This window comes from Stenotrophomonas sp. GD04145 (assembly GCF_029835135.1).
GTDB lineage: Bacteria > Pseudomonadota > Gammaproteobacteria > Xanthomonadales > Xanthomonadaceae > Stenotrophomonas > Stenotrophomonas maltophilia_P.
The window spans coordinates 110,090-123,683 of the sequence record NZ_JAODZG010000003.1 but is presented as its reverse complement, the minus strand read 5'-3'; the positions used below and the strand labels follow the sequence as shown (position 1 = coordinate 123,683).

The window sequence follows — 13,594 nt, the reverse complement described above, 5'->3', positions numbered from 1 at the left end:
CATGGCAGCGCAGCGGCTTTGCCCTTAGCGAGGATCTTCCTCTCGGGGGGCACATATACTTTCCGCCTAGTCGCCTCAGCAGCACCGCAGGCCTAAGAGCGGTCGGTGCGGTCGATGATGCGCGTCCTGACCGATGGGGCGAGAGAGTCATCCGCTGTATCGATCAGCCGTCACGCCTGAGCTTGATGGAATATCTGTATTACGCTGGCGATGACCGGTTTGGGGCACTCGGGGTTTCAAGCTTGCGTGATCGATACGCGCCGAAGACAAACGGGCCGCTTCCGAGGCTCAACGCGGTTCAAGAGCTCAACGATGTCGCCATCAAGATCATCAATTCAGAGCCACTAAGCGAGACTGAGGAGCGCTTGTTTGCTGGCGTGGGGAGTCCTTTGGGCGGAGCAAAGCCCAAAGCCCTGATAGAAATCGATGGGCGAGAGTGGGTGATCAAGTTCTTCCATGGAGAGCAGGTTGATGCGCCGCTGATCGAGCATGCGTCGATGACCCTGGCTAGCAAGGCAGGTATCTGCGTCGCCCGCACCCGTCCTATTCGCCTCACTGGGTCGCATGCGCTTGCCATCGAACGTTTCGACCGGCACGGCTTGAGGCGCATTCACAGCATTAGTGCCGGCACAGCTCTTAGAGCGGCCACCCCGGATGGACAAGAGCCAGACCTGGGTTATCCGAGCTTGGCCCTTTTGCTTCGCCGGGCAGGTGATAGCAGCAATTCACTGAACCTGACGCAAGCCGCAGAGCTGTTTCGCCGCATGGTCTTCAACGTTTTGATTGACAACACAGACGATCACGAGAAAAACCATGCACTCCTGATCAAAGATCCCTTTAATCGACCGCGCTTTGAACTTGCCCCTGCCTACGATGTGCTGCCTTGCAACTCCGGCCAAGGCCGCCAAGAGTTCATCTGCGGAGATAAGGGGCTGGAATCGACCATAGACAACGCCATGTCCCAATGCGAGCTTTTCGGCCTCACCACAGTGCAAGCAACCCAAGAGGTCAAGCGGGTCATTGATGTCGTTAGCATCTGGCAATCTCACTTCCGCCAATGCGGCGTGACTGACCGAGACATCAGCGAATTGGCACGTCAGATTGATGGAGCGGCGCTACTGCGTCAGCGCAAGGGCTTTGATCCGGCGCGCTTTACTGCACGCAAAAAAGCAAAACGGACAAACCCCTTCGCGCCTGCGAAGGAAAGCTGATCGCCGCCTTCTACGTCTGATGCAATTGGCCACGGAAAAATGCATGGAGATCGACTTACTCAGGCAATGCATTCTAAGAATGGAGCGCTAGCAAACCCGCCACGCTCTTTCTGCTAGCCAGCCCTAGCTCGCGCGCTGAAGTCCCGCTCGACATGGACACTTCAGCCTCGTCGCTGTGGTGCTGAAAGCACGAGTCGGCTAGCATCCGGGACACACCACAGGACACAAATCCGGTTTGCGGACGCCTCCGGAGCTAGGCGGGACGGTCAAGGTACTGTTTCCCCCTCTCTCCGCCAGATGAATGAAAAAGCCGCCCATCGGGCGGCTTTTTTATTTGTCTGGTGGAGAGCATCGGGGTGAGAAGCCTCGCCGGGGTTCGACGGATCTGCAGGAGCAGATCCGGACCGCCGAAGGCGGGTCCCGAAGCGCAGCGCGCGCAGGGATCGGGTGCAGGGATGCACCCGACAATCCCCCTCTCTCCGCCAGATGAATGAAAAAGCCGCCCATCGGGCGGCTTTTTTATTTGGCGGGCAGCCAGGGTCGGTTGTCCAGGAAACTGCGCCCCATCTCAGCTGCTGGACAGCTTCATCAGCACCAGCCCGGACACGATCAACACCGCCGCGCCGATCCGCATCGGGCTGACCTGTTCACCCAGGAACACGATGCCGACCACGAAGGCGCCGACCGCGCCGATGCCGGTCCAGATCGTGTAAGCCGTTCCCAGCGGCAGGCTGCGCATGGCCACGGCCAGCAGCCAGAAACTGGCGATCATGCCGGCGAGGGTGACCAGGGTGGGAGTGAGCTTGGTGAAGCCTTCCGATTGCTTCATCGACACGGCCCAGACGATTTCCAGCAGGCCAGCGAACAACAGATAGATCCAGGCCATGACGGCCCTCCTCTTGGCAGGGCCAGGCCGTCCTGGTCATTGATTCCCGATGCGGGGGAGGTCGTTCCTCCTGGCCCGGGATTCTAGCAACGCCCGCGCCGCCCGGCCGCGAACACGCGCCGCGGGTTACAGCAGATTCAGCGCATGGCGCTGGCGTCGATACGCATGCCTGCGCTAGAATGCGCGCCTGCCATCGGCCAGCCGATGTGCAGTCCGGCTGTGGTCTCCGGCGCACCCCGCGCTGCTTCCCCTGATCCGTGAACAGGCCGCCTCCGGGCGGCCAACGTCTCTATGGTGGCCCCGTCGGCCCCTCGCGACGCTAGGTCGAAAACCCCGCCAGGGCCGGAAGGCAGCAACGGTATCGATCGACGCGGGCGCCGAGGTCAGCCGGCGGGGCCATCGCCTTTCTGGCAGTGCCGCGCTCTGGTAAGAGGTCAACCCTGGTTGGCCCCCTCGCCGGCGCTACCGTGCTTCGGGCGTCCCTTGATGGAATACCACCCGCCATCCCTGCCCATGCCTGCGCCACAACGAACTGCGCAGCACCCAGCGCTGCGGCTGGCCATCCAGGTGGTAGCGGCTGCGATAACGCACCTGGGCCAGGTCTGGTGCCAGCAACGAGACGGCGTACTGCTCCGATTCGATCTGCACCTGCGCCCGCTCCAGCGGAATCTCCGCCAGCGCAGCCGCACGGCCATAGCACTGGCCGGAGCTGCCGATCTCGCTGAAATCCTCATCCAGCAGTTCCGACAGCCGCGCGCGATCACCGCGCACCTGCGGGGTGTGCAGCGCGCGTTCCAGATGTTCCAGCTCGGCCGCCAGCGCCGCGTCGGCAGGCTGGCCAGAGGTATTCACGGCGGATCCTGCGCCAGCACGTGCGGCGCGGTCGGGGTCGCCAGCGGCACGCACTGGCCCGGCTGTGCCACGCGGTGTCCGCGCGCGGCCAGCGCAGCACCATCGGCCACGCTGGCGTAGTGGTACAGCATCATCCGCGCCTGCAGCTCAGCGCTGTACTCGCGCTCCAGATCATCGACCCCGGTATGCGATGGATTGCCGTGCAGGCCGCAGTCGTGGGCGATCAGCTCGTTGTCACTGGCGTACCGCGCCAGCATCTCCGGGATCGGCCGGGTATCACCGCTCCAGGTCAGCGCGCCCTGCAGGCGCAACCCATAGGCGGTCTCCGGCCAGTGGTGGCGTGCCGGGAATACTTCCAGGCGCACGCCTTCATGCCAGAACGCGTCGCCGACCACGACCAACTGGAACGCATCCCAGAAATTGGCACCGCCCTCGGCCAGCACATTGGGGTAATCGCCGATGCGCCTGTGCAGCAGCGGCACCACGGTGGCCGGCACATACAGGCGCACCTTCCCACGCCGCTGCGCGTTGAAGTAGGTATCCACGAACAGCCGCTCGAAACCGGCCACATGGTCCAGGTGGACATGCGTGATGAACAGCGCCTGCGGCATGTGGCCGTAGTGCGCCTTGAAGGCGGTCAGGCCTTCCCCGCCACAGTCGATCGTCAACCACGGCCGACCTTCGCGCTCGATCACCGACATCGGTGATCCCAACTCGACCGCCGACGCATTGCCGACGCCGAGGAAACGCAACGACCAGTCCATCAGGTGCCCCGGTTCCAGGCCATGTCATAGGCGCGGCGCAGCCGCGCGTAGTCCTTCTGCACGTCCTCTACGCTGCGCTCGCCGCGCAGCTTGATCAACGAGCGCAGCAGGCGCTTGAGGTTGCGCTCCCGCCAGGCGGTGGCCGGAATGCGGATGACGCCACGATCGAAGTCGATCAGCCAGCCATGGCCGTTGCTGTCGAACAGGATGTTGTGCGCGTTGAGGTCGGCATGGTCCAGGCCGGCACGGTGGAAGCGGGCGATCAGCCGACCGGTCTCTTCCCACGGCGCGCCACGTCCGGCAACCAGCGCGCGGTCGGCCAGCGAACGCACCCCTTCGATCCGTTCCATCAGGATCGCCGCCCGGTAGCGCATGCCCTGCCGCATGTAGAAAGCCGCCACCGGCCGGGGAACCGGCAGCTTCAGCGCGCGCAGGGCCCGCATCAGCCGGAACTCGGCAAAACTGCGGGTCCGGTCGGCGCCCCGCCACAGGTACTGGTCGTGGCTGATCCTGGCCACCAGGCCACCGCGCAGATAGTGGCGCAGCACGCTGGGGCCGAACGGCGCGTCGACGAACCAGGCGCTGCCACGTCCCCCTTCGCCCACCGGCCGGGCCCGGCTGCCCCAGTGCTGGGGAGAGAACAGGCCGATGTCGGCTTGCCGCAGGCGCTCGCGGTCGAACAGAATGGCCCCGATGCCGCGACCCTCGCGGCATGGCGTCAGCGCTTCATTGGCGTCGAATGCGACCATTTCTTTGAGTCTAACAACACATGGCATCAGCGTCCTCATCCTTGTGCCTTCTGCGCCTGTCCGCACTCGGCGATGTCACCCACGTGGTGCCCCTGGTGCGTACGCTGCAGGCCGCACGCCCGGACACGCCGATCCACTGGATCATCGACAAGGCCGGGCAGAAGCTGCTCGAGGGTCTGCCGGGCGTGACCTTCCATGCCTACGACAAGAAGAGCGGCATGGCCGGCGTCAAGGAGCTGCGCAAGCAGCTGCCACCGGGGCGCTTCGAGGCGCTGCTGCAGATGCAGGTGGCCTTCCGCGCGAACCTGCTGTCGGCGTTCATCCCGGCCGAACGCCGCATCGGATACGACCGCAGCCGCTCGAAGGACCTGCATGGGTTGTTCATCAACGAACGCATTCCGGACCGCCCCGGCATCCACGTGCTGGATGCGATCGGCAGCTTCTGCGAGCCGCTGGGCCTGCACCAGACCGACGTGAGCTGGGACCTGGCCGTGCCGCAGTCGGCCTTCGAGTGGGCCGCGGCGCAGTGGCAGGATGATGGCCGGCCGGTACTGATGATTTCGCCCTGCTCCAGCCACGTCCGCCGCAACTGGTACGCCGACCGCTACGCGGCCGTCGCCAACCATGCCACGCAGCGCGGCTGGCAGGTGGTGCTGTGCGGTGGGCGCAGTGAACTGGAACGCAGCATGGCCGACGCGATCCAGGCCCAGCTGCACACGCCGGCACTGGACCTGGTCGGCAAGGACACGCTCAAGCAGCTGCCTGCGCTGCTGGCACGCGCCAATCTGGTGATGACACCCGATTCGGGACCGATGCATATCGCCAATGCCATGGGAGCGAAGGTGCTGGGCCTGCACGCGGCCAGCAACCCGCACCGCAGCGGCCCGTATTCGGATCGCCGCTACTGCGTGGACCGCTATGACGACGCCGCACGCAAGTATCTCGGCAAGCAGGCCGCCGACCTCAAGTGGGGCACCAAGATCGAGTTCGATGATGTGATGGAACTGATCACGGTCGAGGACGGCATCGCCGCCTTCGAACGTTACGTGACCGACCACCTCACCTGAGTCGATGGATCATCGGTAGCGCCGGGCCACGCCCGGCGGATCCATCTCACCCACGCTGTGCGTAATCCTGGTACGACTTCTCTTCCACGTAGGCAGAGCCCAGTGCCAGGTTGATCGCCTTCTTGATGCGAGCGCGCTCGTCGTTGCGCAGATACACACTGCGTGCAAGGTCGATGAAGCCCTGGTCGAACGCCTGCGCCTTCTCCTTCAGGCGGATGTCGTCCTCGATGTCCCACAACTGCTCGTTGACGGCCTTGAGTTCACCGCGCAGCTTGGCGATGTCCTTGACCGCGGCCGGGTGCGCCATCCAGGTCTGCTCCAGCGCCGACAGCTCCTTGCGCACGTTGGCCAGCTTGCCCTCGTCGCTGATCCGCTCGGACTTGATCTGCAGGATCGAAATCTTGTCGAGCAGTTCGCCAAAGGACACGGGAACGAGGATTTCAGCAGTCATGGGGGAGCTCCAGCAGGTGATGCGTACATGTTAACCCGCAGCACCCCGAGGGGAGATCCATTGCCGCCCCGCAACGCGCGCGGCCAGCCGGACAACGAAAAAAGCCGCCCGGGGGGCGGCTTTCTTCTTCATCTGGCGGAGAGGGGGGGATTCGAACCCCCGAGGCGCTATAAACGCCTGCCTGATTTCGAGTCAGGTACATTCAACCACTCTGCCACCTCTCCGGGTGGTCCCCGGCGAACCGGGGACGCGCATCATACGAGGAAGTGAGGCTGCCGACAAGTCTCCCGGGGCCTGCGGCGCAATTTTCCTGCCGCCATGCCTTGCCGGATGCCGGTCACGCCGTGATGATGCCCTCTCCCCCGCGCTACTCCGCCCCGCACACCATGATCGAATTCGGACATCTCACCCATCCCGGCCTGCGCCGCGAGCTCAACGAGGACACCTATTACGGTGACAGCGAGCTGGGCGTGTGGCTGGTGGCCGATGGCATGGGCGGGCACGCCTGCGGCGAGGTCGCCAGCGCGCTGGCGCGCGAAGCCATCGTCCGCGAGATCCGCCGCGGCGCGTCGCTGGAGCAGGCCATCCGCACGGCCGACGAAGAGATCATCCGCGCCTCGCGGCGACGCAACGATACGCTGCCGATGGGCACCACCGTGGTCGCCGCGCGCGTGCAGGGCAATCGCTACGAAGTGGCCTGGGTCGGTGACAGCCGGGCCTACCTGTGGCGCGACGGCCAGCTGGCCCAGCTCAGCCAGGATCACAGCGTGGTGCAGGAACTGGTCACGCAGGGCAACCTGACCGCAGAGCAGGCGCGCGCGCATCCGCACCGCAATGTGGTCACCCAGGCGCTGGGCGTGACCGATCCGGCGCACCTGAACGTGGCCACCACCCGTGGCGAACTTCGTCCCGGCATGCAGCTGCTGCTGTGCAGCGATGGCCTGACCGAGGAAGTCGATGATCGTGGCATCGCCCGCACGCTGGCGTTCGACGACGCCAGCGCACAGGAATGCGTGGATACGCTCGTCGCCGCCGCGCTTGATGGCGGCGGCCGCGACAACATCAGCGTGATCCTGGTCCGCTGCCACTGAGCCAGCGGACCGCACGTGCACCCTGCGCCGAGGGTCTACGCGCTGGCGGGCTCTTCCACTTTCGGGCCGTCCCACAGCGCGTGACCGGCCTTCTTGCGCAGGCGCTCCAGTCGCGCGGCGTGCGCTTCACGTTCCGATGCGGTGGCGACCACGCGCGGACGGGGCAGCAGCTTGGCAGCATCGAACGCCTGCAGCACCGCGCCACCCGCGCCGGCCTCGTCCTCGCCCAGACCGAAGCCGATCTCTTCCTGCCCTGACGTCAGCGCGATGTAGACATCGCCCAGGATCTGCGCATCGAGCAGGCCGCCGTGCAGTGCACGGTGCGAATTGTCCACGCCCAGCCGCTTGCACAGCGCGTCCAGCGAGTTGCGCTGGCCCGGGAAACGCTCGCGCGCCATCGCCAGGGTATCGATCACGGTGCAGCGATCAGTGATCTTCCCGTACTGCGGCCCCAGCAGGGACAACTCGTTGTCGAGGAAGCCCAGGTCGAATGCCGCGTTGTGGATGATCAGCTCGGCGCCGTCGATGAACGCCAGGAACTCATCGGCGATCTGCGCGAACTCGGGCTTGTCGGCCAGGAAGTCCAGGGTCAGGCCGGTGACCTCCTGCGCGCCCTGTTCGAACTCACAGTCCGGCTTGATGTACTGGTGATAGTTGTTGCCGGTGGGGCGACGCTTGAACAGCTCCACGCAGCCGATTTCGACGATGCGGTTGCCCTTCTTCCACTCCAGGCCGGTGGTTTCGGTATCGAGAATGATCTGACGCATGGGCTCAGTTTACCGGGCTGGCATCGCGGATCTGGATGGCGGCATTGCGCGCCAGCGTATCGACGCGTTCATTGTCCGGATCGCCGGAATGCCCCTTCACCCAGCGCCAGTCGATCTGGTGCCGCAGCGTCGCCGCATGCAGCCGCTCCCACAGCTCGCGGTTCTTCACCGGATCACCGCCGGCGGTCTTCCAGTTCTTGCGGATCCAGCCCGGCATCCATTGGGTCAGGCCCTGCCGCACATACTGGGAGTCGGTGAACAGCACGATGTTGCAGGGCTCGGTCAGCGCCTCCAGGCCGGAAATGGCCGCCATCAGTTCCATCCGGTTGTTGGTGGTATGCGCTTCGCCGCCGCTCAGTTCACGCTCGTGGTCCTTGTAGCGCAGCAACGCGGCCCAGCCGCCGGGACCGGGATTGCCGAGGCAGGATCCGTCGGTATGGATTTCGATGGTTTTCAATACAGCTCCAGAATCAGGTAGCAACGGTGCCATGCCAGCGCACCGGCAGCGGTGTCGGCCCGGGCAGGGCCAACGTACGTTTTTCGGCATGGAACAGGCAGGCCGCGCGCAGCGGGGCCCAACCCCCGCGGCCACGACTGCCGGCGCCCTGCCAGAGCGGGCCCAGGTAGCGCATGTCGTCGCAGTCCAGCCCGTGACGACCCAGCAGCTGGCGGATCCGCTGCGGCGTACGCACCGTCAGGCCATGCTGGCGCCAGTGGGTGCGGAACGGACTGAACGGATTAAGGCTGCTCAACCACAGATGGCCGCCGGGCATCAGCACCCGCTCGCACTCGTCAAGCAGCTGGTCGGCATCAGCGGCCGTCACGTGCTGCAGCACGATGGCATTGACGCTTTCGGTGGCCAGCGGCAGCGGCAGACCGCAGCACGCATCGCCGGCGTAGCGGCCGCCATTGCGGTACAGGCGCAGGCCGCGCCCGCCCGGCTGCGCATCTTCCAGCCAGGCAGCGCTCGGCGCGATCCACATCCAGGGCTGTGCGGGCAGCACCGACAGCTGTGGCAACAGCAGTTGCCGCTCCAGCACGCGCAGGGCCGCCGCCGGCTCGCTGTCGAACCACGGGGCCAGGCTCGCTTGACGGGTGCTCTGCAGCGCGGGCATGGTCCAATTCTATGCGACTGACTGCCCTGCCCGCATTTGCGGACAATTACATCTGGGTGCTGATCGATGATGAAGGCGCTGCCATCGTCGTCGATCCCGGTGATGCCGCGCCGGTGCTCGCGCTGGCCGAACAGGGCCTGCGCGTGGATACCATCCTGCTGACCCACCATCACGACGACCACATCGGTGGCGTGCCGGCCCTGCGTGCCCGTTTTCCCGGCGCGCGGGTGGTCGCACCGGTGGAGGAACGCATCACCACCGCCACCGAACGCGTCGGCGAAGGTGAACGCGTTCAGGCACTGGGCCGGACGTTCCACGTACTATCCGTGCCCGGGCATACCCGCAGCCACATCGCGTTTCACACTGCTGAACATCTTTTCAGCGGAGATTCGTTGTTCAGCCTGGGCTGTGGACGCCTGTTCGAAGGTACGCCGTCCCAGCTGCTGGCATCGATGCGCACGCTGGGTACCTTGCCTGCACGACTGCTGCTTTGTTGTGCCCATGAGTACACCGTGTCAAATGCCGTCTTCGCGCGGCATGTCGACCCCGCCAACGCTGCCCTGCGGCAGCGCCAAGAGGAGGCTTTGGCCATGCGCCGCGATGACCGTTCCACCCTGCCGGTAACCCTGGCCAACGAACTGGACTGCAATCCGTTCCTGCGTGTGCACACCGCGCCGATCCGCGCGGCGGTGTCGGCGTACCTGGGGCGCGACATCGTTGACGATGTCGATGTCATGGCCGGTCTCCGGCATTGGAAAGACGGCTTCCGCGCATGATGCGCCGAAGTCTGCCGCTGGCCCTGGGCATCGCTCTGGGGCTGGCTGGAACCGCAGGCGCGCAGTCGCTGGGCGCTGGCATCGGCCAGAATCTCACCGCCGCTGCTGCGTTGCCCCTGGACGCCTCTTCGCTGCCACCTGCATCGGTGCGCAATGGCCAGGAGATCTTCTCCAGCTTCCGCGATGGCCTGGCTGAACCCACCTGCGACGCCGAGGCCACCAGCCCGCGCTGGCAGAAGCAGTTCGCGCACGCCCCTTCGCGCCTGGCCAACCAGGATGACGATGCACTGGTCCTGTTCGGCTATGTGGTCGAAGAACTGCGCAAGGCCAACCTGCCGACCGAATTCGCGCTGATTCCCTTCGTGGAAAGCGGCTACCGGCCCAATGCCCGCAATGGCAGCGGACCGACCGGGTTGTGGCAGTTCATCGCCACCACCGCCCGCAACCATCGCGTGCCGATGGCCAACGGCTACGACGGCCGCCTGTCGGCGGTGGATTCGACCCAGGCCGCGGTGCGCTACCTGAAAACCCTGCACGGCATGTTCGGCGGCGACTGGCGGCTGGCCACCATGGCCTACAACGCTGGCGAATATCGCGTGCTGCAGGCACTGCGCAAGGCGGGCATGAATGCGCAGAACGCCACGCCCTCGGCCCTGCCCGGCCTGTCGCCGGTCACCTATGCCTACGTCGAGAAGCTTCACGCCCTGGCCTGCGTGCTGGAAGACGTGGAAGAACAGCCGGGCGTCATGGCCTCGCTGGACCGCACCGTGCCGGTGCTGAAGGATCATGCCCTGCCGGCCGGCACCAGCGTCCAGCAGTGGGCCGCCCAGCGCTCACTGGACCCGGCACGCATCGCCCGCCTGAATCCCGCCCTGGCCGCCGGTGGCCGCCCCACGGGCACCACCCGGGTGCTGGCCCCTGTCGCAGCGGCGACCGCCGACGTGGTGGACAGCACGACGGCGCTGGCGGCCTCGGTTTCGCCCGCCTCTGCCCCCGCTGCCTCGCCAGCGCCGCGGGTTGCCCGCACCGTCGCCGCCGCCGTCGACCGTCCGCGCAGCCGTCGGCATACGGTGCGCAACGGCGAGTCGGCCTGGACCATTGCCCGTCGCTACGGCATGCCGGTCAAGGCGCTGCTGTCGCTGAATGGCCTGAGTGGCAGCAGCGTGCTCAAGCCGGGCGCGGTGCTTCGCCTGGAAGACTGACCGGCGCACAGCAGCGCCGCGCGATCCTCCTGCTACCGGGCACCCGCCCACGAAAAAGGCCCGGCAATGCCGGGCCTTTCCGTTCTGCCCGCCGTGGGCTTACAGATTCGCTTCGGTGGTCTGCACCACGAACTTCTTGCGCATCGCGTCGATGTAGGCCTTGGCTGCGGCCATGCCGTCGATCTGGCTCAACTGTTCCTTCAGCTGCTTCTGCTGCTCGGCGGTCACGTCCTTGATGTCGCCCGGATTGACCTTGTTCACCGCGAACACCAGCGCACGGCCGTTGACGTCGACCTTGCCGTAGGTCGGCTTGCCTGCGGTGGGTACCGGCGCGCTGAAGATCGCGCTGTTGATTTCCGGGGTCGGCACCGGCTGGCCACGCGGCAGGCCCGGCATCGGGCTCAGCTGCAGCTTTTCGCTGGCAGCCAGCGACTGCAGGGTGGCACCGCCCTTCAACTTGGCCAGCAGCGCTTCGGCCGCCTTGTCGCTGGCCTGGCGCTGGCGGTCGGCACGAATCGCGGCGATCACCTGCTCGCGGGCCTTCTCCAGCGGCAGCGCCTGCTCCGGCGTGTGGGCCGCGACGCGGATCACGACGCTGTGGTTGGTGGCGCCTCCCAGGGCGATCGGATCGCTGGCGGTCCCGTCCTGCACCAGGACGTCCGAGAACGCGGCGCGCAGCACGGCCGGGTCGCTGGCGATGCCGCTGGCGGTAGCGCGGGTGATCGGTCCCAGGGTCTGCAGCGGCAGCCCCACTTCCTTGGCTGCGGCAGCTAGGTCGCTCGGGCTCTTGTTGATGGCATCGACCAGACGGCCGGCCAGCTCGTTGAAACCGCGCTCACCGTCGGCCTTGAGCTGTTCGGCGGCCAGCGTATCGCGCACGTCCTCGAACGACTTGCCTTCGCCGCCGCGTACCGCGGCCACCTTGATGATGTGGTATCCGAAGTCGGTCTTGACCGGACCGATCACGTCGCCGGCCTTGGCCGCGAACAGGGCGTCTTCAAACGGCTTGACCATCGCGCCACGCTCCACCCAGCCCAGGTCACCGCCCTGGTCCTTGGAGCCTGGATCCTCGGAGTTGGCCTTGGCCAGGGCTGCGAAGTCGGCACCGGCCGCCTTTGCCTCGGCCGCCAGCTTGTTCGCCTTGGCCTCAGCACCGTCGCCGGTAATCAGGATGTGGGCGGCCTGGCGCTGCTCCGGAGAGGTGAACTTGGCCTTTTCTTCCTCGTAGCGCTTGCGCAGGGTGGCTTCGTCGGCCGGCGTCGGCGCCGGCAGGTTGGCACCGTTGACCTCGACATACTCCAGCGAAACGGTTTCGGCCTGGCGGAAATCCTTGCCATGGCTGTCGTACCACTGCTTGATCTGCGCATCGGTCACCGGGGCCGTGTCAGCCGGCACCGGCGGCAGCGCAGCCAGCTCGACATCACGGGTTTCGCCCAGCAGCTTCAACAGGCGTTCGGTCTCGGCCTGGGTGACAAAACCGGAGTTCTGCAGTCCGGCCGGAATCACCGACTGCTGCAGGCTCTCGCGCACCAGTTCCTGGAACTGGGTCGGGGTACGCGGAGGATTGCCGCCGGCCAGCGCCAGGCGGTAGCTGTTCTCGTTGAACTTGCCATCCGGCCCCTGGAACGCCGGCATGGACGTGATGTACTCGCGCACGGCGCCATCGCCAATCACCACACCTGCCTGCTCGCCGACCAGGCGCACAACCTGCTCGTCGATCAGCTGATCCAGGACCGCCAGCTTGTTCTCGGTGCTTTCGAACGCGCGCGGGTCGAAGTTCTCGCCCTGCTGCTGGCGCTCACGCATGCGCTCCTGCTCGAAACGGGTGCGGAAATCCTGCGCGCTGATCTCATGGTGCTGCCACAGCATGCGTACCGGCCACCACGACGGCGCGGAACGCCACCAGGTCGGCGGTGCGGAAACCTTGGCCACGTTCTGTGCGCCAACGCCACCCAGGTAGCTGTTGTCGATCACGAACAGGAACGGAATCATCAGCAGCCCCAGGATCACGGTGACGATCCAGCCTGAGGTCTTGTCGCGGAGTTTCTGCAGCATGGTGAGGAATCACAAGGCCTGATTGGCGAGCCCGGCAGTGTAACCCGCTTCGTCGCAGGGACCAAAAACGCCAAGGGCGACATGCGCGCAAAGAAAAAGCCCCCGGCATTCGCCGAGGGCTTTTGAAAGTTGGCGGAGCGGACGGGACTCGAACCCGCGACCTCCGGCGTGACAGGCCAGCATTCTAACCAGCTGAACTACCGCTCCGCGCTTGAAACTTTGCAGGCGCCCAGTATATCCGAAGACACCCTGGAAACCCAGCCCGATGAACACTTTTTTCAAAGTTTTTTCACAAGGACTTAAGAACTTCGCAATGGCGGAGCGGACGGGACTCGAACCCGCGACCTCCGGCGTGACAGGCCAGCATTCTAACCAGCTGAACTACCGCTCCGTGCTTGCGACAACCCTTCTGCCTTCGTCCCGGACAGGCCGGGGAGAAGACAAGGCCCCCAGCTTTGGGCCGGGGGCCTCGATGTAATGGCGGAGCGGACGGGACTCGAACCCGCGACCTCCGGCGTGACAGGCCAGCATTCTAACCAGCTGAACTACCGCTCCGCGTTGTACTGCTTGTGTTCTCTTCCCGATCAGGATCAGGGAGAAAACAAAGC

14 protein-coding genes, 4 tRNA genes and 1 other RNA gene are annotated in these 13,594 nt (G+C 65.7%); 6 read left to right on the top strand and 13 right to left on the bottom strand.

Annotation, left to right across the window (positions count from 1 at the left end):
- Window positions 1–185 precede the first annotated feature (185 nt).
- Complete coding sequence (locus N7367_RS02735) at window positions 186–1,211, top strand: HipA domain-containing protein (RefSeq protein WP_241874593.1); 1,026 nt, start codon at window positions 186–188, stop codon at window positions 1,209–1,211.
- A 568-nt stretch (window positions 1,212–1,779) separates the two neighbouring features.
- Here N7367_RS02735 and sugE read toward each other — a convergent pair.
- On the bottom strand, window positions 1,780–2,097 hold the full coding sequence (gene sugE / locus N7367_RS02730; protein ID WP_279941664.1) for a quaternary ammonium compound efflux SMR transporter SugE: 318 nt from the start codon (window positions 2,095–2,097) through the stop codon (window positions 1,780–1,782).
- Between the two features lie 300 nt (window positions 2,098–2,397).
- Here sugE and ffs point away from each other — a divergent pair.
- Window positions 2,398–2,494, top strand: an RNA gene (ffs, locus tag N7367_RS02725) — signal recognition particle sRNA small type.
- Window positions 2,495–2,559: 65 nt separating this feature from the next.
- Here ffs and N7367_RS02720 read toward each other — a convergent pair.
- The 3 genes from N7367_RS02720 to N7367_RS02710 are packed head-to-tail and all read right to left on the bottom strand — an operon-like array spanning window position 2,560 to window position 4,462.
- The gene (locus N7367_RS02720; RefSeq protein WP_053519070.1) at window positions 2,560–2,949 is read right to left on the bottom strand and encodes a nuclear transport factor 2 family protein; all 390 of its coding nucleotides are present in this window, start codon (window positions 2,947–2,949) and stop codon (window positions 2,560–2,562) included.
- On the bottom strand, window positions 2,946–3,713 hold the full coding sequence (locus tag N7367_RS02715; RefSeq protein WP_065175949.1) for an MBL fold metallo-hydrolase: 768 nt from the start codon (window positions 3,711–3,713) through the stop codon (window positions 2,946–2,948). Before N7367_RS02715 ends, N7367_RS02720 begins: the two co-directional genes overlap by 4 nt.
- Window positions 3,713–4,462, bottom strand: coding sequence for a 3-deoxy-D-manno-octulosonic acid kinase (locus N7367_RS02710; protein WP_053519066.1), 750 nt, complete (start codon window positions 4,460–4,462; stop codon window positions 3,713–3,715). Before N7367_RS02710 ends, N7367_RS02715 begins: the two co-directional genes overlap by 1 nt.
- Before the next feature lie 20 nt (window positions 4,463–4,482).
- Between N7367_RS02710 and N7367_RS02705 the strand changes: the two genes are divergently transcribed.
- Entirely contained in the window at window positions 4,483–5,529 is a 1,047-nt protein-coding gene (locus N7367_RS02705) for a glycosyltransferase family 9 protein (RefSeq protein ID WP_111187162.1), read from the top strand.
- Window positions 5,530–5,575: 46 nt separating this feature from the next.
- Here N7367_RS02705 and N7367_RS02700 read toward each other — a convergent pair whose 3' ends face one another.
- Both N7367_RS02700 and N7367_RS02695 read right to left on the bottom strand, forming a co-directional pair.
- A complete protein-coding gene (locus tag N7367_RS02700) occupies window positions 5,576–5,980 on the bottom strand; it encodes a DUF6165 family protein (RefSeq protein ID WP_053519062.1) in 405 nt (134 codons plus the stop codon).
- Between the two features lie 133 nt (window positions 5,981–6,113).
- Window positions 6,114–6,204 (bottom strand) — tRNA-Ser (locus N7367_RS02695).
- A gap of 162 nt (window positions 6,205–6,366) precedes the next feature.
- Between N7367_RS02695 and N7367_RS02690 the strand changes: the two genes are divergently transcribed.
- Entirely contained in the window at window positions 6,367–7,071 is a 705-nt protein-coding gene (locus tag N7367_RS02690) for a protein phosphatase 2C domain-containing protein (protein WP_053519060.1), read from the top strand.
- 35 nt (window positions 7,072–7,106) lie between these two features.
- Here N7367_RS02690 and dnaQ read toward each other — a convergent pair whose 3' ends face one another.
- From dnaQ to N7367_RS02675, 3 genes are read right to left on the bottom strand one after another with little or no spacing between them, the layout of a single operon-like run.
- Window positions 7,107–7,838, bottom strand: a complete 732-nt coding sequence (dnaQ, locus tag N7367_RS02685; RefSeq protein ID WP_053519058.1) for a DNA polymerase III subunit epsilon — start codon at window positions 7,836–7,838, stop codon at window positions 7,107–7,109.
- Window positions 7,839–7,842: 4 nt separating this feature from the next.
- On the bottom strand, window positions 7,843–8,295 hold the full coding sequence (gene rnhA / locus N7367_RS02680) for a ribonuclease HI (RefSeq protein ID WP_053519056.1): 453 nt from the start codon (window positions 8,293–8,295) through the stop codon (window positions 7,843–7,845).
- Window positions 8,296–8,308: 13 nt separating this feature from the next.
- Window positions 8,309–8,953, bottom strand: coding sequence for a methyltransferase domain-containing protein (locus N7367_RS02675; protein ID WP_053519054.1), 645 nt, complete (start codon window positions 8,951–8,953; stop codon window positions 8,309–8,311).
- An 11-nt stretch (window positions 8,954–8,964) separates the two neighbouring features.
- Between N7367_RS02675 and gloB the strand changes: the two genes are divergently transcribed.
- Together gloB and N7367_RS02665 are read left to right on the top strand one after the other, a co-directional pair.
- Entirely contained in the window at window positions 8,965–9,729 is a 765-nt protein-coding gene (gene gloB / locus N7367_RS02670; protein WP_279941662.1) for a hydroxyacylglutathione hydrolase, read from the top strand.
- Window positions 9,726–10,931 (top strand): lytic transglycosylase domain-containing protein, encoded by a 1,206-nt coding sequence (locus N7367_RS02665; RefSeq protein ID WP_279941661.1) that lies wholly within the window; start codon window positions 9,726–9,728, stop codon window positions 10,929–10,931. The genes gloB and N7367_RS02665 overlap by 4 nt, the downstream gene beginning before the upstream one ends.
- Window positions 10,932–11,030: 99 nt before the next feature.
- Here the strand turns inward: N7367_RS02665 and N7367_RS02660 are convergent, their stop codons facing one another.
- The 4 genes from N7367_RS02660 to N7367_RS02645 form a co-directional block, all read right to left on the bottom strand.
- Entirely contained in the window at window positions 11,031–12,986 is a 1,956-nt protein-coding gene (locus N7367_RS02660) for a peptidyl-prolyl cis-trans isomerase (protein ID WP_053519048.1), read from the bottom strand.
- Between the two features lie 130 nt (window positions 12,987–13,116).
- Window positions 13,117–13,193 (bottom strand) — tRNA-Asp (locus tag N7367_RS02655).
- A 107-nt stretch (window positions 13,194–13,300) separates the two neighbouring features.
- Window positions 13,301–13,377: transfer RNA gene (locus N7367_RS02650), tRNA-Asp, on the bottom strand.
- 87 nt (window positions 13,378–13,464) lie between these two features.
- Window positions 13,465–13,541 (bottom strand) — tRNA-Asp (locus tag N7367_RS02645).
- Between the last annotated feature and the right edge of the window lie 53 nt (window positions 13,542–13,594).